This is a genomic window from Nocardioides sp. W7 (genome assembly GCF_022919075.1).
In the GTDB taxonomy this organism is placed as follows: Bacteria; Actinomycetota; Actinomycetes; order Propionibacteriales; family Nocardioidaceae; genus Nocardioides.
In genome coordinates, this window is sequence record NZ_CP095078.1 from 2,999,186 (window position 1) to 3,019,742 (window position 20,557).

Below are 20,557 nucleotides of genomic sequence, written 5' to 3' on the forward strand. Positions count from 1 at the left end.
GTGGTTCAGCCCGCGGATCGAAGCAGGTCGGCGGCGGGGAGCGCCCGGGTGGCCGCACCGCGGAAGAGCACCAGGGCCAGTACGGCGGCCAGGGCGGCCGAGACGGCGGCGCCGAGGAAGACGGTCTGCTCCTGGGTGATCGCGGCGTCCAGCTGCTGGGTGCGGTAGGCCTTGCAGACCTTGGTGGCCTCGGGACCGCAGATCTCGGCGACCGTGCGGAGCTTGTCCTGGGCGGCGTAGTAGCGGCGCAGCCCGATGGCGGTGAGCGCCGAGATGCCGACGAGCATGCCGACCATCCTGGCGACCACCACGAGGGCGCTGGCCAGGCCGTGGACGTCGTCGTCGGTGCTCGCCAGGACGGCGGCGTTGACGGGTGCCAGCGCCAGACCGAAGCCGAGGCCGCCGACCAGCAGGGCCACGTTGCAGGACCAACCCTCCAGGGCGTCGGAGTCCCACTGGGACATCAGGGCGAACCCGACGGACGCCAGCACCATGCCGACCGCGGTGACGGCGCCGGCGGAGTGGCGCCGGGTGAGGTAGCCGCCAGCCACCGCCCCGATGGGCAGCGCGACCAGGAAGCGGACCAGGACCAGGGCGGCCATCAGCTGGCTGTCGCGGTACGACGTGGACCGCGCGAAGAGCGGCACCGCGACGAGGGCTGCGATCAGGGCCGCGCCGACGAAGAAGCTGACCAGGACCGCGCCCCACGCCGGACGGGCGCGCAGGGCGCCGCGCGGGACCAGGGGAGTGGCGGTGCGGCGCAGATGGACGACGAGGGCGACGGTGGCGACGGCGGCGCCGAGGAGGTACCAGAGTCCCTGCTCGGAGAAGGCCTGCACCTCCGGGTCGGCGGTCGCGAACGCCAGGATCACCCCGCCGAGCGCCGCGGCCAGGAGGAGCGCGCCGACGAGGTCGGCCTCGCGGGTGCTGCGGGCCCAGGAGCGCAGGTCGACCAGGGGCCGGGCCGCGGTCGCGCACCGGACCACGAGCAGCACCGCGGCGACGATGGTCGCGAGCCCGAGCGGGGTCAGCCAGCGGCCACTGCCCGCGACGGGCGTGAGCAGCTCGCCCCAGGTCAGGTCGGCCATCAGCCGAGGCGGGCTCCAGAAGACCGTCGCGCCGGCGCCGAGCACCACCGCCAGCAGCAGCACCCCGACCGGATCGGGCACCCGGCGTCGCGCCCGCGTCGGGACGGACCTGCCCAGCAGCTGGATCGCCGCGGCGAGGAGCAGCCCGACCGCGAGGTTGATCGCGAAGATCGCCCGCCAGTCGGCGAGCGCCAGGACGACCGCGCCGAACAGCGGGCCGAGCACACTCCCGATCTCCTGGACGGCCGAGACCAGGCCCAGCGGGACGCCGCGGCGTTCGCGCGGGTAGAGATCGGCCACCAGGGCCAGCGTCGCGGGCACCAGGCCACCGCCGCCGAGGCCCTGCAGGAACCGGCCGGCCACCATGCTCGGCATGTCGTAGGCCAGGGCCGTGACCAGCGAGCCGAACGCGAAGACCACCAGGGCCGCGGTGAGCACCGGGAGCCGGCCGCGCAGGTCGGCGATCCGGCCGATCAGGGGCAGCATGGCGACGTACCCGAGCAGGAAGCCCGAGATGATCGGCGCGGCGCGCTGCAGCTCGTCGATCGGGATGCCGGTGCTCGCCATCAGGTCCGGCAGCGCCAGGACCACCACGTAGGTGTCGGCGGCCGCGAAGGCCACCGCCACAGCCGCGAGGCCGAGGAGGGCCCGGGGTGAGCGGGCCTCCAGGGGTGCCCCGGACCGTGCGGTCACGGTGCGGTGATGTCCTGCTCGGTGCCGTAGTCGGAGAACGTCATCGTGTAGGTCATCTCGCCGTCGCCCTCGTAGAAGACGCCGGTGAGCACGGCCTCACGGAGCTCGCCGTCCTCGCTGATGGTGTACGACGCTTCGAAGTCGCCCGACGCGCTCGGGACGATGTTGGCGACCACGTCGCCGGGCACCGTGCCGGTGTAGGAGGTGAAGACCTCCTTGTTGTCCTCGCCGCCGCGGACCTGGTCGCCCCTCTCGGCTCCGGTCGTCTCGGTCAGCAGCGTCGAGAAGCCGGCGTCCGTGCCCATCAGCTGGTTGGGGTCCGGCGCGCCGTACTGGGCCGGGTCGATCACGGTCCACTGCGGCAGCAGCAGACTGTTCTTGGCGTAGACCTTGCCGTCGACCGCGATCACCTCGGCGGTGGCCGGGATGCCGCTGACGCTGAGGTCGAAGCTGCCCTCGAACGCGGGCGGGTGGACGCCGACGCCGGTGGCCTTGCGGATGCCGGTCACGCTGGAGGAGAGACTGTCGGCCTCCAGGGTGATCGCGACGCCGCTGGTCTCGTCGAGGGTGGTCTTGGCGAGCGTGAGCACCTCGGTGGGCGAGCTGTCGTCGCCGCCCGACGCGGGCTCGTCGTCGGAGCAGGCGGTGAGCGAGAGAGCGAGGAGGGCCGCGCCGGCCGCGGCGAGAGTGCGGTTCACGGCGGTCAGCCTTCCACGACCGGGACCCGGGCCGCGACCGGACCCGCGCACGCCGCGATCGGTTGGCTCCCGGGGATCCCCGAGCCGTCCCGTCGACCCGTGGCCTCCGGCAGGTCGATCGGTGCACCGCTCGCGGCCGCCGCCCGGGCCGGCGCCGGACCCGCCCAGGCGAAGACCAGGACGTCCTCGCCCTTGAGGAACCGGTGGCAGCGCACGCCGCCCGTGGCGCGACCCTTGCCGGGGTACTCGCTGAACGGCGCGACCTTGACCGCGCCCGGCTCGGTGCCGGGCAGCGCCGTCGAGGAGCCGGAGGCCGTCACCACGACCACGCCGTCCCCGGCATCGGGGTCGAAGGCCCCGAAGGACACGACGTACTGCCCGAGAGCGAGCCGTACGCCGGCGATCCCGCCGCCGGAGCGGCCCTGGGGCCGCACGGCGTCCGCACCGAAGTGCAGCAGCTGGGCGTCGGAGGTGATGAAGCAGAGCGTCTCCTGGCCGGTGACCAGCTCGACGGCCCCGACCACCTCGTCGCCGTCCTCGAGCCGGATCACGTCCCACTCCTCGCGCCCGAGGACCTCGGGGTTGACCCGCTTGACCACGCCGCTGCGGGTGCCGAGCGCGAGCCCCGGACCCTCGGTGGCGAGGGTGCAGAGCGCGAGGGCGCGCTCGCCGTTCGCCAGCTGGAGCATCTCGCTCAGCGGGAGTCCGCCCTGCAGGTTGGGGTCGTTGGCCGACGCCGGCAGCGCCGGCAGGTCCAGGACCCCGAGCCTCAGCAGGCGCCCGCGCGAGGTCAGCACGCCGATCTCGCCGCGGACGGAGGTCTTGACCACCGACGTCACCACATCGTGGTTGGTGCGGCCCTCGCCGGAGCCGATCGGCTCGTCGGTCGAGGTGCGGGCCAGCAGCCCGGTGGAGGAGAGGAACGCGAAGCAGGGGTCGTCCGATACCTCGAGGGGTACGGCGGAGGCGGTCACCGCGACTCCGGCCGACTCCAGCAGCACCGTGCGGCGCGGCGTGCCGTACGTCTTCGCGACCTCCGCGAGCTCGTCGGAGACGACTCGCCAGCGCAGCTTCTCGTCGCCCAGGATCGCGTCGAGCTCCTCGATCTCGCGGCGCAGCTCCTCCTGCTCCTTCTCCAGCTCGATCCGGCTGAACCGGGTCAGCCGGCGCAGCTGCATCTCCAGGATGTAGTCGGTCTGGGTCAAGGAGAGGTCGAAGACGGACATCAGCCGCTCCCGGGCCGCTCCGGTGTCGTCGCTGGTGCGGATGACCTGGATGACCTCGTCGATGTCGAGCAGCGCGACCAGCAGGCCGTCGACGAGGTGCAGGCGCTCGGCCTTCTTGTTCCGGCGGAACTGCGTGCGGCGGCCGACGACCTCGAAGCGGTGGTCGAGGAAGACCCGGAGCAGCTCGGTGAGCCCGAGCGTGCGGGGCTGGCCGTCGACCAGGGCGACGTTGTTGATGCCGAAGGAGTCCTCCAGCGGCGTCTGGCGGTACAGCTGCTCGAGCAGGGCCTCGGGGTGGAACCCATTCTTCACCTCGATGACCAGCCGCATGCCGTGCTGGCGGTCGGTGAGGTCCTTGATGTCGGAGATGCCCTGCAGCTTCTTGCTCTGCACCAGCACCTTGATCCGCTCGACGACCTTCTCGGTGCCGACGCCGTACGGCATCTCGGTGACGACGATGCCCTTGCGGCGGCCGATCGTCTCCACGCGCGCGGTCGCGCGCATCTTGAAGCTGCCGCGGCCCGAGACGTAGGCGTCGCGGATGCCGTCGAGGCCGACGATCTTGCCGCCGGTCGGCAGGTCGGGACCCGGGATGAAGCGCATCAGGTCGTCGATGGTCGCCTTCGGGTGGAGGATCAGGTGGCGCAGCGCCTGGACCACCTCGACGAGGTTGTGCGGCGCCATGTTGGTCGCCATGCCGACCGCGATGCCGGTGGTGCCGTTGACGACCAGGTTGGGGATCGCCGCGGGGAGCACCGTCGGCTCGAACTCGCGGCTGTCGTAGTTGGGCTTGAAGTCGACGGTGTCCTCGTCGATCGAGGCCGTCATCGCCACCGCTGCGGGCGCCATCCGGGCCTCGGTGTAGCGCATGGCGGCCGGGGAGTCGTCGGGCGAGCCGAAGTTCCCGTGGCCGTCGATGAACGGCAGCCGCATCGACCACGGCTGCGCCAGCCGGACCATCGCGTCGTAGATCGCACCGTCGCCGTGGGGGTGCAGCCGGCCCATGACCTCGCCGACGACGCGGGCGCTCTTCACGTGGCCCCGGTCGGGGCGCAGGCCCATGTCGTTCATCGTGTAGAGGATCCGCCGCTGGACCGGCTTCAGGCCGTCGCGGGCGTCCGGGAGGGCCCGGGAGTAGATGACGGAGTAGGCGTACTCGAGGAAGGAGGACTCCATCTCCTGCTTGATGTCGGTGTCGAGGATGTGCTCCTCGAAGTCATCGGGGAGATCAGGGGTCGTGGTACGCCGTGCCATGGGCGCCATTGTCCCCGGATCGTCCGCGGAACCCGCTCGGGGCTCGCCGGGCGTGCGTGAGCCGGTAGATTTCGCACCGTGACCCAGCAGGACATCCCCGCAGCCCCCGCCCACTGGGAGGCCGACGTCCTGCTCCGTGACGGACGCACGGCGCACATCCGCCCGATCGGCCCCGGGGACGCCGAGCTCCTCGTCGAGTTCTACGCCCGGGTCTCCGACGAGTCCAAGTACTACCGGTTCTTCTCCCCGATGCCGCGGCTCTCCGATCGCGACGTGGCCCGCTTCACCCAGGTCGACCACGTCGACCGGGTCGCGTTCGTGCTGACCCTGCAGGGCCGGATGATCGCGGTCGGACGCTACGACGTCGTCCGGCCCGGCGACGCCGAGGTGGCGTTCCTGGTCGAGGACCAGCACCAGGGCCGCGGGATCGCCCAGCTCCTGCTCGAGCACCTCGCCCAGGCCGCCCGCGAGCGCGGCCTGGAGCGGTTCGTGGCCGAGGTGCTGCCCGACAACACCCGGATGATCCAGACCTTCCGCGACGCCGGCTACCGGGTCGCGAGCGAGTACGAGGACGGCGTCCTCATCCTGGAGTTCCCCATCGACTCGACCGACACGGCGATCGGGGTGATGCTCAACCGCGAGCACCGCGCCGAGGCGGCGTCGATCCACCGGTTCTTCAACCCGCGCTCGGTCGCCGTCATCGGGGCCAGCCGTCGTCAGGACACCATCGGCCAGGCGCTGGTCCGCAACCTGGTCACCGGCGACTTCACCGGTCGCGTGTACGCCGTCAACCCGTCCGCGGCGGCCGTGTCGGGGCTCCCGGCGTACAAGTCGGTCAACGAGATCCCCGACGAGGTCGACGTGGCGATCGTCGCGGTCCCCGCCGACGCCGTGCAGGACGTCGTCCTCGACTGCGCCGCCAAGGGCGTGCACGGCCTGGTCGTCATCTCCTCCGGCTTCGCCGAGACCGGCGAGGAGGGCCGTCAGCGGCAACGCCGGCTGGTCGGGCTCTCCCGCTCCTACGGGTTGCGGCTGATCGGCCCGAACGCCCTCGGCGTCATCAACACCGACCCGGCGGTGAAGATCAACGCCTCGCTGGCGCCGCTGATGCCGCCGCGAGGCCGGGCCGGGTTCTTCTGCCAGTCCGGTGCGCTCGGCTCGGCCATCCTGGAGAAGGTCAACAACCGGGGCCTCGGCCTGTCGACGTTCGTCAGCGCCGGCAACCGCGCCGACGTCTCCGGCAACGACCTGCTGCAGTACTGGGAGGAGGACGACTCCACCGAGGTCGTGCTGCTCTACCTGGAGTCGATCGGCAACCCGCGCAAGTTCTCCCGCATCGCCCGCCGGGTCTCCCAGCGCAAGCCGGTCATCGCGGTGCGGTCCGGTCGCACCACGCAGGGTGTGCCGATGGGCCACGCCGTACGCCGGATCGCCGCGCCGCCGCAGGCCGTCGACGCGATGTTCCGGCAGGCGGGCGTGATCCAGACCGAGTCGCTGGAGGAGATGTTCGACGTCGCCCAGCTGCTGGCCCACCAGCCGCTGCCCCGAGGCCGCCGGGTCGCGATCGTCGGCAACTCCGACGCGCTCGGGCTGCTGGCGGCCGATGCGGCCGCGAGCGTCGGACTGGTGGTCAACAAGACGATCGCGCTGAGCACCGAGCCCTCCGCGGAGGACTTCGAGGATGCCCTCGACTCCGCCATCGACGACCCCGACGTCGACGCCGTGGTCGCGGTCTACATCCCGCCGCTCAACGTCTCCGGCGAGGACGTCGCCAACGTGCTCGCCGCCGTCGGCGAGCAGTCCGACAAGCCGCTGGTCTCCTCCTTCCTCGGCGCCGAGGGCGTGCCCGAGCTGCTCCGGGTCCCCGACGTCGCCGGCTCCACGGCCGGGCGCGGCTCGGTGCCGTCGTACCCCGCCGTCGAGGCCGCGGTCCGCGCGCTCGCCCACGTCGTCGACTACGCGGTGTGGCTGCGCACCCCCGACGGCGACGCCGACGGACCCGACGACGTCGACCACCGCAGCGCCAAGCGGTTGATCAACGAGACCCTCGCCGTGCACCCCGACGGGACCGAGCTCGACCCCGAGACCCTCACCGGGCTGCTGCGGGCCTATGGCGTCGAGCTGTGCTCGGCGCGCCGGGTCACGTCGTACGACGAGGCCGTGGCCGCGGGCGAGGCCGAGGGCTGGGACGTCGTGCTGAAGGCCACCGCCGACCACCTGCGCGAGCGCCCCGACCTGGCGCACGTGTGGCGCAACATCGACGGTCCGGGGGAGATGCGGAACGCCTGGAACGCCCTGGCCGAGATCGTGGGCCAGCCCGAGAGGGCCGGCTTCGTGGTGCAGAAGAACGCCCGGCCGGGCGTCCCGATCTCGATCCGCAGCATCGAGGACCCGCTCTTCGGACCGGTGGTGTCGTTCGGGATCTCGGGTCCGCTGACCGAGCTCCTCAGCGACCGCGCCTACCGGATCCCGCCGCTGACCCGGCGCGACGCCGCCGCGATGGTCCGGGAGATCAAGTCCTCGCCGATGCTCTTCGGCTACCGCGGCAGCGAGGTCGTCGACGTCGCGGAGATCGAGCGGCTGATCCGCCGTGTCGCCCAGCTGCAGAACGACCTCCCGCAGGTCCGCTCGCTCGAGCTGTCGCTGGTGCTGGCCGGTGCCGGGGGCGCCACGGTGCTCACCGCTGCGGCGCGGATCGAGCCGGTCGCCGACCCCCGCTCGGACTGGTTCGTACGCCGGCTTCCGTCGCTGCCCGGGGACACGCTCCCCAGCTGACTCTGCCGGCTGACTCGGCGCTCGTCGGGGCGTGGTGACACACTGCAGCCATGCGCAGCAGGACCGACGATCGTGACCACGCCCTCGAGCTCCGCGAGGCCATCCACCGCACCGGCTACTACCCCGAGGTGGTGGCAGAGGGCGTGGGGTCGGCCGTCGCGGGGGAGCAGGTCGTCTCGTTCTACGTCCACCACGAGCCGACCTTCGAGCGCGACGAGGTGCGTCGGCACCTCAGCGTCGTCGTGCTGACCCCGACCCGGCTGGTGCTCGCCCACACCGACGAGCACGCGGGCGACGACCTGCTGCCCGAGCCGTACACCTCGACCTCGACCGAGGCGATCCGGCTCGACACCGTCAAGTCGGTGGTCGTGACCCGGATGATCGCCAACCCAGCCTCCGGCCCGTCGTTCCCCGCGGAGGCCGTGATGACCATCGGCTGGGGCGGGGTCAGCCGGGTCGACCTGGAGCCGGCCGGCTGCAGCGACCCCGACTGCGACGCCGACCACGGCTACACCGGCGTGCTCGCCTCCGACGACTTCTCGCTGCGGGTGTCCGCCGCCGCGGACGGCGCCGACGCGGTCGCCGGACTGCTCGCCTTCGCCGAGTCGCTCTCCGCGCGCACCCACAGCGGCTGAGAGCCGGCGTGGCCGAGTTCCTGCAGCCCGCGTACGGGGCGCGCTCGCTCGGTGACGTCGTGCCCGCGATTGGGGCTGCGCTCGGCGTGCCGACCCCGGACGCGCCCAGCCGACTGGTGCTGCCCTCCGCGCCGTCGTACGTCCTCTTCCTCATCGACGGGCTCGGCGCGACCCTGCTGGAGCGCCACGGGCACGCCGCGCCGTACCTCTCGGCGCTCGCGGAGGGCGCCGAGGCCGGCACCGCCGGCGTGCCGTCGACGACCGCGACCAGCCTGACCTCCCTCGGCACCGGCCTGGTGCCCGGCGCGCACGGCCTGGTCGGGTTCACCTCCCGGGTGCCCGGCACCGAGAAGCTGCTGAACGCGCTGTACTGGAGCAAGGACGTCGACCCGGTCGAGTGGCAGCCGCACCCCACCGCGTTCGCGACCCTGCGTCAGGCCGGGGTCTCGGTGAGTGTCGTCAACAAGCGCGAGTTCGAGGGCAGCGGGCTGACCGTGGCGGCCAACCGGGGTGTCGAGTTCATCGGCGCCGACAAGGTCGGCGAGCGGATCGCCGCCGCGGTCGCGGCCTCGGCGTACCGCCCGTCGCTGACCTACCTGTACGACGGCGACCTCGACTGGACCGGGCACCGCTACGGCGTCGCGTCGAGCCAGTGGCTCCAGCAGCTCTCCAGCATCGACGCCGAGGCCGAGCAGCTCCGCGAGGCGCTGCCCGCCTCGACCCGGCTCGTCGTCGTCGCCGACCACGGCATGATCGACTCCCCGCCCGAGCACCGCGTCGACGTCGACGAGCAGCTGGAGCTGCGCGACGGACTGCTGCTGTTCGGGGGCGAGGCGAGGTTCCGCCACCTCTACTGCCACCGCGGCGCCGTCACCGACGTGGTCGCCACCTGGACCGACGTGCTCGGCGACCGGGCCGAGGTGCTGACCCGCGACGACGCCATCGCCCGCGGGTGGTTCGGCGACGTCCGGCCGTCGGTGCTGCCGCGGCTCGGCGACGTGATGGTGGCCTCGCGCGGCGACCACGCGGTCTTCTCCTCCACCGACTTCGCCTACGAGACCACGCTGGTCGGCCTGCACGGGTCGCTCACGCGTGCGGAGATGCTGATCCCGATCCTGGTCGGATAGGTTCCGCTCTCGCGCGGGTGCGGGGTGGGGGCTCTGCTGGTTCATCACGGTATGTAGACGAGCCTGCGCCTCCCACGGCGTACCCACCGTGGGAAGTGAGAACTGGGCTGCATGCCGTGATGAAACCGGGGCTCCCGGGTGCACCCAGCCGGCGGACCCGCCTCAGCCGAAGGGGAGCGGCTCGGGAGCGAGCGAGACGGCCTTGGCGCGGGCGGCGGTGAGGCGGCGACGGTGGTGCTGGCGGCAGAGCACCTCGTAGGCGACCTCGGCGGGCGGGCCGGCCTGGTCGTCGACGTCGCCGACGACGATCACCTCGCCCTCGACCACCATGATGCCGTCCTCGGTGCGGGCGTTGTGGGTGGCCCGCTTGCCGCACCAGCACAGCGCCTCGACCTGGAGGAAGTTCATCCGGTCGGCGAGCTCGACGAGGCGGTGACTGCCCTCGAACAGGGCGGTGCGGAAGTCGGTGAGGATGCCGAAGGCGAAGACGTCGATCTGCAGCTCGTCGACCAGCTTGGCCAGCTGGTCGACCTGGTCGCGGGTGTAGAACTGGGCCTCGTCGCAGATCAGGTAGTCGATCCGCCCGCCCTGGGTGAGGGTGGTGACGACGTACTGCCAGAAGTCGAAGTCGGGTGCGACCTCGATGGCCTCGTGGGTCAGGCCGAGGCGGCTGGAGAGCGTCGCGCTGCCGGCGCGGTCGTGGGTCGAGAAGATCCGGCCCGCTCGGCCGCGGGCGGCGTGGTTGTGGTTCGTCTGGAGCGCCAGGGTGCTCTTGCCAGAGTCCATGGTGCCCGTGAAGAAGTGCAGTTCCGCCACGCGGGTGATCCTTTCACGCCCGCACGTCAGTCCTGCTTGCCGCCACCGAACATGATCTCGTCCCAGCTCGGCACCGAGGCCCGGCCGCGGCTCTTGCGCACCGGCCGGCGGGCGGGGGGCTCGTCCCGGTCGTGGTCGGGGTCCTGCTGGGCCACGGGCTCGGCGACCGGCTCGGGGTCCGGCTCGAGGTCCGGCTCGGGGTCCGGGTCCGCAGCGGCGGCATCGGCCGCCTCGTCGGCGATCTCGGTCTCGTCCAGGCCGGGCTGGTCGTCGAGGAACGCCTCGAGCGGCTGCTCCAGCAGCGGCTCGTCGCGCACGAGCCCGATGGCGTCGTCGCCCAGGGGCAGCTCGTCGGGAGCGGGGGTCGCCTGGCGACGCTGGCGGGCCCGCTCGAGGTCGTCACGCTGCGCCGGCGCCTCGGCGGTGACGGTGCCGATCAGGTCGCCGACCAGCCAGCGAGCGTCCTCGTCGTCGAGGACGACGTAGTTGCCGGGGGCGTCGAAGGTGAAGTGGGCGGTGCCGGAGCGCGCGCTCGTGTCGTACAGCGCAGCCAGGGTCCAGCGGCCGTCCTCGCGCCGCCAGGCGTCCCATTCGACGGTCTCGGCGCGCACGTTGAGGGGCCGGAGCTGGGCGGCGACGGCGTCTCCGAGGGTGCGGGCCGAGCCGGAGGCGTCGGCCGAGCGGCGTACCGAGGAACGCTGCGCGCGCTGGGCGACGTGCTGGCGCTCGGCGAGCACCGGCCCGGCGAACGGCATGATCTTCTCGACCGTGGTCTTGGCCGCCGCGGCGACGGCCTCGGGGGACTCGCCGGCCCGGATCCGGGCCTGGATGTCCCTGGGGCGGATCGTGCTGTCCATGCGTATCTCCAACTGGCCGGGTCGTGCGGTGTCGCCCCGGAGGGCGGACCGGAGGTGGGCGTCGACGGCGAGCGTGTACTCGTCGCCCGTGTCGCTGACCAGCAACAGGCGTCTCCCGTCCTCGCTGATGCCCGCGAGGGTGAGGTGCGCCATGGGGTGACCTGCTCCTGCCTGTCGACGCTGTCTTCGGTTTGCCCGAGCCTACGCCAGCGGGCCCCGTGGAGCCGGTAACCTCGCAGCGTGCCGACCCTCGTCGTGCTCGACCTCGTCGGCATCTTCGTGTTCGCGATCTCCGGCGCCCTGGTGGCGGTCCGCAAGGACCTCGACGTGTTCGGCGTCCTCGTCCTGGCCGGTACGACCGGTCTCGGCGGCGGGTTCCTCCGCGACGTGCTCATCGGCGCCGCACCGCCCACGGCGCTGGCCGACTGGCGCTACCTGATGGTGCCGATCGGCGCGGGCCTGCTGACCTTCCGCTTCCATCCCACGGTGGGCCGCCTCGAGCGCACCGTGAACGTCTTCGACGCCTTCGGGCTGGCGCTGTTCTGCGTGGTCGGGGCGGTCAAGGCGCTCGACTACGGGCTCGGTCCGCTGCCCGCCGCGCTGATGGGCATGGTGACCGGCATCGGGGGCGGGATGCTGCGCGACGTACTGGCCGGCCGGGTTCCGGTGATCTTCCGCGGGGAGCTCTACGCGATCCCGGCCCTCGCAGGCGCGCTGGTCGCGGTCGTCGGCACCCGCGCCGAGCTGCCCGAGCTGCTGGTCACCAGCGCCGGTGCGGCGGTCTGCCTGGTCTGGCGGCTGCTCGCGATCTGGCGGAACTGGCGGGCCCCGATGCCCATGGGGCCCGCCAGCGTGTGAGTCAGCCGATCGGCTCGCCGACGGCGATCTGGGCCTGGCCCTGCTCCCCGGCGTCGTCGGTGACCACCGTGCAGGTCCCCGCGCTGACCGTGCAGGTCAGCAGGCTGACCGGCGCGTCCTCGTCCACCAGGGCGATGACGGCCAGCGTGTCCGTGTCCAGCCACTGGTAGCCCGTCGAGAAGAAGTACGACGCGGGCAGCTGGAGTGCGAGGTCGGCACCCGTGGCCACGTCGACCACCCGCAGCTCGTCGGCGTCGGGGGCGTAGAACCGAGCGTCGGGCGAGAGCACACCGGAGCCGTCCAGGACGCCGGGCAGCGGCCGCGCCTGCGCCCGCGACGGGCCGACCTCGACCCCCTCATCGCCGTAGACGGCGAGCACGCCCGCCTCCACGTCGATCAGGTCGAAGCCGTTGCGGGCCTTCGGGTCCAGGACCGTCGCCGCACCGCTGGCCAGGTCGACGGCGACCGCGCCCCGGCTGTCGCGCCAGTACGTCGTGGACTGGTCGATCGCGTAGAGGTACGCCGGGTTCTTCTCATCGGCGAGCTCGCCCATCCCGGGCGCGGTGGCGTCGTCGTAGCGCTGCACGTCGCCGGTGGCCTGGTCGAGGACCACGAAGGCCGGCCGGTCCCCGGACGGGTCGACCCAGCCCGCCAGCGTGCCTGTCGAGTCGGCGACCAGCCGCGGCCGCATGCCGGCGGAGGTCGTGCCCACCCGGTCGACCGAGCCGCCGGAGTACGAGAACACGGCGCCCTCCCCGTCGGTGAACACGTAGCCCGCGTCGGTCCCCACGTAGGCGGCAACGCGGTGGCCGAGGTCGGCCCGCTCCCCGCCGGCGTGGAGCGTGCTGCCGGTGGCCCAGCTCAGCGAGGCGGTCGGGAGCGGCTCACCGGCGACCTGTGGTCCGCCGTCGTCGCCGCTGAGGGACACGACGGCCACCCCGCCGACGACGGCCAGGGCGGCGAGCCCGCCCACGAGGCCGGCGGCCCGCCGGCGTCGTACCCGCCGGTCGCCGGTGGCGGTGATCGCGTCGAGGTCGGGGCCGGCGAAGTCGATCGTCTCGGCCTGGTCGTGCAGCAGGGTCTTCAGCTTCTCGGTCATCGTCTTCACCGTCCGGTAGTCAGCAGGTCGTCGAGGGGGAGCAGCGTCGCGTCGTCGCCGAGCCGCTCGCGGAGCTTGCGGAGCGCGGCCGAGACCTGGCTCTTCACGGTGCCGACCGCGCAGCCCATCGCCTCGGCGGTCTGGGCCTCGGTGAGGTCCTCGTAGTAGCGCAGCACCACGGCCGCCCGCTGCCGCACCGGCAGCTCCAGCAGCGCCTGCCACACCCAGGCCCGCTCGTCGGCGGCGTCGGCGGGTCCGGTGGTCCTGGCCTCCGGCAGCTGTTCGGTCGGCCGCTCCGACCAGCTGCGCCGGCGGAACCAGCTGATCGCGGTGGTCGTGATCGCCTTGCGGGTGTATGCCTCCGCATTGGCGGGGTCGCGCAGCCGCGGCCAGGCGACGTACGTCTTGGTCAGCGCCTCCTGGACCAGGTCCTGGGCCAGGCCGGGGTCGCCGACCATGAGGTACGCCGCGCGGTGCAGCGCGGCACTGCGCGCCGTCACGAACTCCGCGAAGGCGTCCCGGTCCCGTGCCGCCATCGTGTCTCCCCTCGTCGCGAGGCTCGCTGCCCCGTCGCCACCCAGACGACGCGGAGCGCGGAAAAGGTTCGGTGGGGCGATGGTCCCAGTGGGAGAGATCTCCTCGGTCGCGGTGTCGATTCGGGCGTTCCCCGTTCGACGTCTTGGTGAGAGGTCCGTGACCGGGGCCTCGGACCAGAGGAGGAGAACATGCACCCAGACGACGCGGCGCACGGAGGAGATGCGGCGGCGCCGATGATTCCGGCCGGCTCCCCGGGTCTGCCCGCCCATGGACATGAGCAAGAACTGCAGTGCGAACTGTCGGTGGGTGGTGCCAGCATGAGCGGCATGGACCTAGCGATCGAAACACACGGCCTGGTCAAGACCTTCGGGGACAACCGGGCGGTGGACGGCGTCGACCTGGCCATCCGGACGGGTGGGGTGTACGGCGTGCTGGGGCCCAACGGGGCGGGGAAGACGACCACCATCAAGATGCTGGCCACCCTCCTCGAGCCCGACGGCGGCACGGCCACGGTGCTCGGGCACGACGTGGTCCGCGAGGCGGCCGAGGTGCGGGCGCGGGTCGCGATGACCGGCCAGTTCGCCTCGCTCGACGAGGACCTGACCGGACTGGAGAACCTCACCCTGCTGGCTCGTCTCTACGGCTACGCGCGGCCTGCGGCCCGCGACCGGGCGATGCAGCTGCTGGAGGCCTTCGACCTCGCCGAGTCGGCGAAGAAGCAGGTCAAGGCCTACTCCGGCGGCATGCGCCGGCGCATCGACATCGCCGGGTCGATCGTCGTGCGCCCCGACCTGATGTTCCTCGACGAGCCGACCACGGGCCTGGACCCGCGCAGTCGCAACCAGGTCTGGGAGATCGTGCGGGCCCTGGTGGGCGCCGGGACCACGATCCTGCTGACGACGCAGTACCTCGAGGAGGCCGACCAGCTCGCCGACCGGATCGCGGTGATCGACCACGGCCGGGTGATCGCCGAGGGCACCAGCGGAGAGCTGAAGGCCTCCGTCGGGTCCGGCGCCGTGCACGTCCGGGTCGCCGACCCGGCCGACCGCGACGAGGTGGCCCGCCTGCTGGGCGAGTCGCTGGCCACCGAGGCGGTCCTGGAGTCCGATCCCGCCGCGGTCAGCCTCCGGGTCGAGGACCCGACGGCGGTCGCGGGCGCCCTGCACCGGGTCGGCGAGCTGGGCCTGCTGATCAGCGAGTACAGCCTCGGCCAGCCCAGCCTCGACGAGGTGTTCCTGGCCCTGACGGGCCGACCGGCCGAGGAGACCGAGACCCAGGAGGTTCCCGCATGACCACCGAGGCCACCCGCGAGCCGACCCGGGCCCTGGACGCGAACGTGATCGCCGCCCTGGGCGCTGCCGAGCGGCCCCCGCGCGCGGGAGCGGTCAGCTCCTCGCTCACCTTCGGGTGGCGGGCGCTGCTGAAGATCAAGCACGTCCCCGAGCAGCTCTTCGACGTGACCATGTTCCCGATCCTGTTCACGCTGATGTTCACCTACGTGTTCGGCGGGGCGATCTCCGGCTCGACCCAGGACTATCTCCAGTACGCCCTGCCCGGGATCCTGACCCAGACGGTCGTGTTCATCACGATGTACACCGGACTGACCATCAACACCGACATCGACAAGGGCGTCTTCGACCGATTCCGGTCCTTGCCGGTCTGGCGTGCCTCGCTGCTCGTCGGCGCCCTGCTCGGCGACACCCTGCGCTACGGCCTGGCGTCGTTCATGGTGCTGGTCGTCGGCGTGCTGATCGGCTACCGCGCACCCGGCGGGTTCGTCGGAGTGCTCCTCGCGGTGCTCCTGCTGCTGGTCTTCTGCTTCTCGCTGAGCTGGCTGTGGCTGATCGTCGGCCTGAAGGTCCGCAGCCCCAACGCGGTGATGGGCACCTCGATGATGGTGCTGTTCCCGCTGACCTTCATCAGCTCCGTCTTCGCCCCGCCGGAGACCATGCCGGGCTGGCTGCAGGCCTTCGTCGACATCAACCCGGTCACCCTGCTCTGCGAGGCGGCCCGGGGCCTGATGAACGACGTGCCCGACAGCGGCGACATCCTCATCGTGCTGGTGCTCTCGGCCGCGATCACGGCGGTGTTCGCCCCGATCGCGCTGCGGCTCTACAACACCAAGTGAGCTGCCCCAGCCTGAGCTCGCGAAGGCTGGGACCCAGCAGCCAGGTCGAGTAGCCCCGCGACCGACGAAGGAGGTCGCGACGGGCGTATCGAGACCCGCCCGTCCGGATGGGTCTCGATACGCCCGCTCGTTCCTCGCGGGCTACTCGACCAGCGAGTGGCGGGCTACTCGACCAGCGAGTGGCGGGCTACTCGACCAGCGAGTGGCGGGCTACTCGACCAGCGAGCGGGTCAGTCGCCGAGCACCCGGCGCAGGTAGTCGTTGGCGAAGACCCGGTCCGGGTCGAGCCGGTCCCGGATCGCCAGGAACTCCTCGAAGCGGGGGTACGCCGGCGCGAGGTCCGCCGCGGTGCGGGTGTGCACCTTGCCCCAGTGCGGGCGACCGTCGTGGGCGCGCAGGATCGGCTCCAGGAGGTCGAAGTAGGCGCGGTGGTCGGCGTCGCGGTGGGTGTGGAAGGCCAGGTAGAAGGAGTCGCGACCGGATGCGGTCGACAGGGCGACGTCGTCGGCGGGGGCGGTGCGGATCTCGACCGGGAAGCTGATCCGCAGTCCGCTGGACTCGATGGCCGCCCGCGCCTCGCGGAGCACCTCGAGCCCGGCCGCCCGCGGCACGGCGTACTCCATCTCGCGGAAGACGACGTCGCGGCGGGCCGTGAAGACCCGGTGCGCGACGTCGCTGTAGGTGCGCGCGCCCATCAGGTGGGCATTGACGCGGTTGACCCGCGGGATGGCGGCGGGCACCCGGTTGAGCACCCGGCACAGCGCCCCGAAGGCGTGGTTCTGCAGGAAGTCGTCGTCGAACCACGCGCGGGCGGCCGACAGCGGCTCCGCCTCGCTGAGGGGTACGTCGAGCCGGTCGTTGCGCTTGACCGACATCCGGTCGGTGTGGGGGAACCAGTACAGGTCGACGTGGTGGCTCTCGGCCGTCATCTGGTCGAACGAGCCGAGCGCCTCGTCCCACGACATCGGCTGCTCGGTGGCCTCGAGCACGAAGAGCGGCTCGATCCGGAACGTCACGGTGGTGAGCACGCCGAGCGCGCCCAGGCCGACCCGGGCGACGGCGAAGACGTCGGGGTTCTCGGTCTCGCTGGCGCGCAGCACCTCGCCGGTGCCGGTGACCAGCTCGACGGCGGCGAGCTGCGCGGCGAGGCCGGCCGCGACGCCGCCGGTGCCGTGGGTGCCGGTCGAGGTCGCTCCGGCGAGCGTCTGCTCGGCGATGTCGCCCATGTTGTGCAGGCTCAGCCCGAGTCGTTCGAGCGGGGCGTTGAGGTCCTTCAGCCGGGTGCCGGCGAGCGCCGTGACCGTCATCGCCTCGCGGTCGACCCCCACGACGCCGGCCATCCCGACGGGTCGCAGCATCGTGTGCTCGGGGGCCGAGATCGCGGTGAAGCTGTGGCCGGTGCCGATCATCTTGACCGTCGTACCGGCCTCCCGGGCCCGCTCGATCTCGGCCACGACCTGGGCCACCGACGCGGGCGTCACGGTCCGGGCAGGACGGGCGGACTCCAGGCCGGACCAGTTGCTCCACTCCACGAGGCGGAGACTAGTCCTCTCGCGGCAGGACGAGGGCGGCCAGGGCGGCCAGCAGGCCCGCCCCCGCGCTGACCAGGTACGCCGGCGACGCGCCCGCGTGGTCGACCACGAAGCCGCTGATCACCGCGCCCGGAGCCACCCCGGCGACCAGGCCGGTCTGCATGATGGCCAGACCCTCCGTCATCCGGGCGCGCGGCACGACCTGCTCGGTGAGCGACATGGTGGCGATCAGGGTGGGGGCGATCGCGACCCCGCCGACCAGCAGCAGCGCGCCGAGCAGGGGCACGGAGTCGACGAGGAACAGCGGCACCATCGCCGTGGCCATCCCGAGGGCGCCGACCCGCACGCGGTACGACGGCCCGCGCCGCCAGGTCACGGCGCCGGTGACGGCGCCGGCCACCAGGCTCCCGAGCGCCCAGAGGGCGAGCAGGGGGCCGGCGTACGACGCTGCTCCGTGCTCGTCCGCGAACGCCACGGTGGTGACCTCGGCCGATCCGAACAGCACGCCCAGGCCGAGGCTGACGACGGCGAGCGGCACCACCGTGCGCCAGGGCATCCGGGGCCGGGGACCGGTCTCCGCGTCGTGGGCGTGCCTCGGCGGCTCGGTCGCCGGCTGACCGGCGAGCCCGACGCTGCCGACCACGCAGGCCACCACGGCGACGCCGAGCCCGAGCACCGGGTCCACGGTGGTCGCCAGCAGCGTGACCAGGATCGGGCCGAGGATGAAGACGGTCTCGTCGGCCACGCCCTCGAGGGCGAACGCCGTCTGCAGGTCCCGCGGGTCGTCGAGCACGTACGACCAGCGGGCCCGCACGCACGAGCCGACCTGGGGGAGCGAGGCACCGGCCAGCCCCGCGCAGAGGTACGTGGCCGCCGCCGGCCAGTCGGTCCGCACCGCGAGCACGAGCAGCACCATCGAGACCGCGAACAGCCCGCTCGCCACGGCCAGCACCCGGCCCTGCCCGAGCCGGTCCAGCAGCCGGCCCTGACCGATCGCGAGGACGGCGTTCGCGACCGTGTAGGCCGCGGTGACGGTGCCGGCGATGCCGTAGGAGCCGGAGACGTCCTCGACCAGCAGCACGATGCCGAGGCCGACCATCGAGATCGGGAGCCGACCCACGAGGCCGGCCAGGCTGAACCGTGCGGTCCCGGGTCTCGCGAGCACCCGACGGTAGGAGGTGATGACGGCCATGGCACAGGCAACGTATGGCGGGGATCCGGGAGGGGCCAATTCACCGTCGCTCCCTACGATTGGCGGCATGCCTCCCGACGCCGCGCCGTACGACGCCCTGCTCCTGGTCTCCTTCGGCGGGCCCGAGGCGCCCGAGGACGTCGTGCCGTTCCTGGAGAACGTCACCCGGGGCCGGGGGATCCCGCGCGAGCGGCTCGAGCAGGTCGGCGAGCACTACTTCCTGTTCGGCGGGAAGTCGCCGATCAACGACCAGAACCGCGCCTTCCTCACCGGGCTGCGCGCCGACCTCGCCGAGTCCGGCCTCGACCTGCCGGTCTACTGGGGCAACCGCAACTGGGACCCGTACCTGGCCGACACGCTGGCGCAGATGGCCGCCGACGGGGTGACCCGGGCGGCCTGCTTCGTGACGAGCGCCTACTCGTCGTACTCCAGCTGCCGGCAGTACCGCGAGAACCTGTACGACGCCGTGCAGGACGTCGAGGGCGCCCCGCGGCTGGACAAGCTGCGCCACTACTTCAACCACCCGGGGTTCGTGGAGCCGGTCGTCGACGGCGTGCTCGCCGCGCTCGCGGACCTGCCCGAGGACGTCCGCGACGGCGCCCACCTGGCCTTCGTCACGCACTCGATCCCGCTGTCGATGAACGACGCCTCGGGGCCGGACGGCGGGGCGTACGTCGCTCAGCACCTCGACGTCGCCGCGACGGTCGTGGCGCGGATCGAGGAGGAGACCGGTCGCGCGCACCCGCACGAGCTCGTCTTCTGCTCGCGCTCCGGCGCGCCGCACGTCCCGTGGCTGGAGCCCGACGTGAACGACCACCTGGAGGCGCTGCACGAGGCCGGTGCGCCCGCGGTGGTGATGGTGCCCGTCGGCTTCGTCTCCGACCACATGGAGGTCATCTACGACCTCGATACGGAGGCGGCGGCGACCGCCGAGCGGCTCGGGCTGCCCGCCCGCCGCTCCGCGACCGCCGGCACCGACGCGCGGTTCGTGGCCGGGGTCCGCGACCTGCTCCTCGAGCGCGCGGCGGTCGAGCGCGGCGAGGAGGTGGTCCGGGCCAGCGAGGGCACGATCGGGCCGCTGTGGGACGCCTGCCCGGTGGGCTGCTGCGCCAACGCGCGGGGCGACCGGCCGACGCTGTGCGGCGCATGAGCACCCCGCGAGTGAACGTGCCCGCCCCCGCCGAGCTCGCTGCGCTGGCGCTCGACACCGCCCGGCTCGCCGCCGAGCTGGTCCGCGAGCGCGCCCGTGGCGTGGTCTCGGTGGCCGCCACCAAGTCGAGCGACGTCGACGTCGTCACCGAGGCCGACCGCGCAAGCGAGGAGCTGATCCGCCGTACCCTGCAGCAGCGCCGCCCCGACGACGCGTTCCTCGGCGAGGAGGGCGACGACGTGGCCGGCTCCTCGGGGGTGCGCTGGGTGATCGACCCGATCGACGGGACCGTCAACTTCCTCTACGGCATCCCGCAGTACGCCGTCTCGATCGCCGCCGAGGTCGACGGACCCGCCGGTTGGCGGAGTGTCGCCGGGGTGGTGCTCAACGTCGCCACCGGCGTCGAGTACGTCGCGCACCGCGACGCCGACGGACGCCCGGTCGCGAGCCGCGACGGGGAGCCGATCGGCCCGCGCGCCGCCGTACCCCTCGACAAGACGCTGGTCGCCACCGGCTTCTCCTACGACCGCGAGGTTCGCCGGGCGCAGGTCACGGCGTGGCTCGACCTGCTCCCGCGGGTTCGCGACATCCGACGGCTCGGCTCCTGTGCGCTCGACCTGTGCGGGGTGGCCGAGGGGACCGTCGACGCCTACGTCGAGGAGGGCGTCAACCTCTGGGACCACGCCGCCGGGGCGCTGGTCGCCGAGGCGGCGGGTGCGCGCTGGGAGCTGCTCGTCGGGGCGGGTGGACTGAGCCTGCTGCTGTGCGCTCCGGGACCGTCGTACGACGACCTGCGGGCGGCGGTGGTGTCCGCAGGGTTCGCCGCCAGCGGTGTGGAATAGCCGCTGAGCGGACGGTGTTGAGGCGGCGCGATGCCCAAACCGGAGTGCGT

The 20,557-nt window shown here is 72.7% G+C and carries 17 protein-coding genes; 8 read left to right on the plus strand and 9 right to left on the minus strand.

What is annotated here, in order from left to right; genetic code table 11:
- Window positions 1-5 precede the first annotated feature (5 nt).
- From MUB56_RS14235 to MUB56_RS14245, 3 genes are read right to left on the minus strand one after another with little or no spacing between them, the layout of a single operon-like run.
- Window positions 6-1,781: an MFS transporter gene (locus MUB56_RS14235; RefSeq protein ID WP_244927676.1), complete on the minus strand. Its 1,776-nt coding sequence runs from the start codon at window positions 1,779-1,781 to the stop codon at window positions 6-8.
- Window positions 1,778-2,479, minus strand: coding sequence for an LppX_LprAFG lipoprotein (locus MUB56_RS14240; protein WP_244927677.1), 702 nt, complete (start codon window positions 2,477-2,479; stop codon window positions 1,778-1,780). Before MUB56_RS14240 ends, MUB56_RS14235 begins: the two co-directional genes overlap by 4 nt.
- A 5-nt stretch (window positions 2,480-2,484) precedes the next feature.
- The gene (locus MUB56_RS14245) at window positions 2,485-4,959 is read right to left on the minus strand and encodes a DNA topoisomerase IV subunit A (RefSeq protein ID WP_244927678.1); all 2,475 of its coding nucleotides are present in this window, start codon (window positions 4,957-4,959) and stop codon (window positions 2,485-2,487) included.
- 78 nt (window positions 4,960-5,037) lie between these two features.
- On the opposite strand from MUB56_RS14245, the gene MUB56_RS14250 reads away from it, so the two are divergent.
- From MUB56_RS14250 to MUB56_RS14260, 3 genes are read left to right on the plus strand one after another with little or no spacing between them, the layout of a single operon-like run.
- Window positions 5,038-7,734: a bifunctional GNAT family N-acetyltransferase/acetate--CoA ligase family protein gene (locus MUB56_RS14250; protein WP_244927679.1), complete on the plus strand. Its 2,697-nt coding sequence runs from the start codon at window positions 5,038-5,040 to the stop codon at window positions 7,732-7,734.
- A 50-nt stretch (window positions 7,735-7,784) separates the two neighbouring features.
- On the plus strand, window positions 7,785-8,369 hold the full coding sequence (locus MUB56_RS14255; RefSeq protein ID WP_244927680.1) for a DUF5998 family protein: 585 nt from the start codon (window positions 7,785-7,787) through the stop codon (window positions 8,367-8,369).
- Window positions 8,370-8,377: 8 nt separating this feature from the next.
- Window positions 8,378-9,496 carry a nucleotide pyrophosphatase/phosphodiesterase family protein gene (locus MUB56_RS14260; RefSeq protein WP_244927681.1) on the plus strand — a complete coding sequence of 373 codons (1,119 nt, stop codon included), beginning with the start codon at window positions 8,378-8,380 and terminating at the stop codon, window positions 9,494-9,496.
- Window positions 9,497-9,658: 162 nt separating this feature from the next.
- On the opposite strand, the gene MUB56_RS14265 is transcribed toward MUB56_RS14260, so the two are convergent.
- Both MUB56_RS14265 and sepH read right to left on the minus strand, forming a co-directional pair.
- Window positions 9,659-10,312, minus strand: coding sequence for a thymidine kinase (locus tag MUB56_RS14265; protein ID WP_244927682.1), 654 nt, complete (start codon window positions 10,310-10,312; stop codon window positions 9,659-9,661).
- A gap of 26 nt (window positions 10,313-10,338) precedes the next feature.
- A complete protein-coding gene (gene sepH / locus MUB56_RS14270) occupies window positions 10,339-11,322 on the minus strand; it encodes a septation protein SepH (protein ID WP_244927683.1) in 984 nt (327 codons plus the stop codon).
- An 87-nt stretch (window positions 11,323-11,409) separates the two neighbouring features.
- Here sepH and MUB56_RS14275 point away from each other — a divergent pair, with 87 nt between their 5' ends.
- Entirely contained in the window at window positions 11,410-12,027 is a 618-nt protein-coding gene (locus MUB56_RS14275) for a trimeric intracellular cation channel family protein (RefSeq protein ID WP_244927684.1), read from the plus strand.
- 1 nt (window position 12,028) lies between these two features.
- Here the strand turns inward: MUB56_RS14275 and MUB56_RS14280 are convergent, their stop codons facing one another.
- Complete coding sequence (locus tag MUB56_RS14280) at window positions 12,029-13,126, minus strand: hypothetical protein (protein ID WP_244927685.1); 1,098 nt, start codon at window positions 13,124-13,126, stop codon at window positions 12,029-12,031.
- Between the two features lie 5 nt (window positions 13,127-13,131).
- Window positions 13,132-13,662, minus strand: a complete 531-nt coding sequence (locus MUB56_RS14285) for a SigE family RNA polymerase sigma factor (RefSeq protein WP_244927686.1) — start codon at window positions 13,660-13,662, stop codon at window positions 13,132-13,134.
- Window positions 13,663-13,989: 327 nt separating this feature from the next.
- Here MUB56_RS14285 and MUB56_RS14290 point away from each other — a divergent pair, with 327 nt between their 5' ends.
- Together MUB56_RS14290 and MUB56_RS14295 are read left to right on the plus strand one after the other, a co-directional pair.
- Window positions 13,990-14,955 (plus strand): ATP-binding cassette domain-containing protein, encoded by a 966-nt coding sequence (locus MUB56_RS14290; RefSeq protein WP_244927687.1) that lies wholly within the window; start codon window positions 13,990-13,992, stop codon window positions 14,953-14,955.
- On the plus strand, window positions 14,952-15,791 hold the full coding sequence (locus MUB56_RS14295) for an ABC transporter permease (protein WP_244927688.1): 840 nt from the start codon (window positions 14,952-14,954) through the stop codon (window positions 15,789-15,791). The genes MUB56_RS14290 and MUB56_RS14295 overlap by 4 nt, the downstream gene beginning before the upstream one ends.
- 230 nt (window positions 15,792-16,021) lie before the next feature.
- On the opposite strand, the gene MUB56_RS14300 is transcribed toward MUB56_RS14295, so the two are convergent.
- Window positions 16,022-17,323, minus strand: coding sequence for a D-arabinono-1,4-lactone oxidase (locus MUB56_RS14300; RefSeq protein WP_244927689.1), 1,302 nt, complete (start codon window positions 17,321-17,323; stop codon window positions 16,022-16,024).
- Between the two features lie 10 nt (window positions 17,324-17,333).
- Window positions 17,334-18,515 (minus strand): MFS transporter, encoded by a 1,182-nt coding sequence (locus tag MUB56_RS14305; protein ID WP_244927690.1) that lies wholly within the window; start codon window positions 18,513-18,515, stop codon window positions 17,334-17,336.
- Between the two features lie 67 nt (window positions 18,516-18,582).
- Between MUB56_RS14305 and MUB56_RS14310 the strand changes: the two genes are divergently transcribed.
- Both MUB56_RS14310 and MUB56_RS14315 read left to right on the plus strand, forming a co-directional pair.
- Window positions 18,583-19,665 (plus strand): ferrochelatase, encoded by a 1,083-nt coding sequence (locus MUB56_RS14310; RefSeq protein ID WP_244927691.1) that lies wholly within the window; start codon window positions 18,583-18,585, stop codon window positions 19,663-19,665.
- Window positions 19,662-20,507 (plus strand): inositol monophosphatase family protein, encoded by an 846-nt coding sequence (locus MUB56_RS14315; protein WP_244927692.1) that lies wholly within the window; start codon window positions 19,662-19,664, stop codon window positions 20,505-20,507. Before MUB56_RS14310 ends, MUB56_RS14315 begins: the two co-directional genes overlap by 4 nt.
- The last annotated feature ends 50 nt before the right edge of the window (window positions 20,508-20,557 follow it).

Excerpts from the sequence above, each read along its gene's own strand:
- MUB56_RS14245 (WP_244927678.1), bottom strand. The coding sequence starts at position 4,959 with ATGGCACGGCGTACCACGACCCCTGATCTCCCCGATGACTTCGAGGAG.
- MUB56_RS14255 (WP_244927680.1), top strand. The coding sequence starts at position 7,785 with ATGCGCAGCAGGACCGACGATCGTGACCACGCCCTCGAGCTCCGCGAG.
- sepH (WP_244927683.1), bottom strand. The coding sequence starts at position 11,322 with ATGGCGCACCTCACCCTCGCGGGCATCAGCGAGGACGGGAGACGCCTG.
- MUB56_RS14280 (WP_244927685.1), bottom strand. The coding sequence starts at position 13,126 with ATGACCGAGAAGCTGAAGACCCTGCTGCACGACCAGGCCGAGACGATC.
- MUB56_RS14285 (WP_244927686.1), bottom strand. The coding sequence starts at position 13,662 with ATGGCGGCACGGGACCGGGACGCCTTCGCGGAGTTCGTGACGGCGCGC.
- MUB56_RS14290 (WP_244927687.1), top strand. The coding sequence starts at position 13,990 with ATGGACCTAGCGATCGAAACACACGGCCTGGTCAAGACCTTCGGGGAC.
- MUB56_RS14295 (WP_244927688.1), top strand. The coding sequence starts at position 14,952 with ATGACCACCGAGGCCACCCGCGAGCCGACCCGGGCCCTGGACGCGAAC.
- MUB56_RS14305 (WP_244927690.1), bottom strand. The coding sequence starts at position 18,515 with ATGGCCGTCATCACCTCCTACCGTCGGGTGCTCGCGAGACCCGGGACC.
- MUB56_RS14310 (WP_244927691.1), top strand. The coding sequence starts at position 18,583 with ATGCCTCCCGACGCCGCGCCGTACGACGCCCTGCTCCTGGTCTCCTTC.
- MUB56_RS14315 (WP_244927692.1), top strand. The coding sequence starts at position 19,662 with ATGAGCACCCCGCGAGTGAACGTGCCCGCCCCCGCCGAGCTCGCTGCG.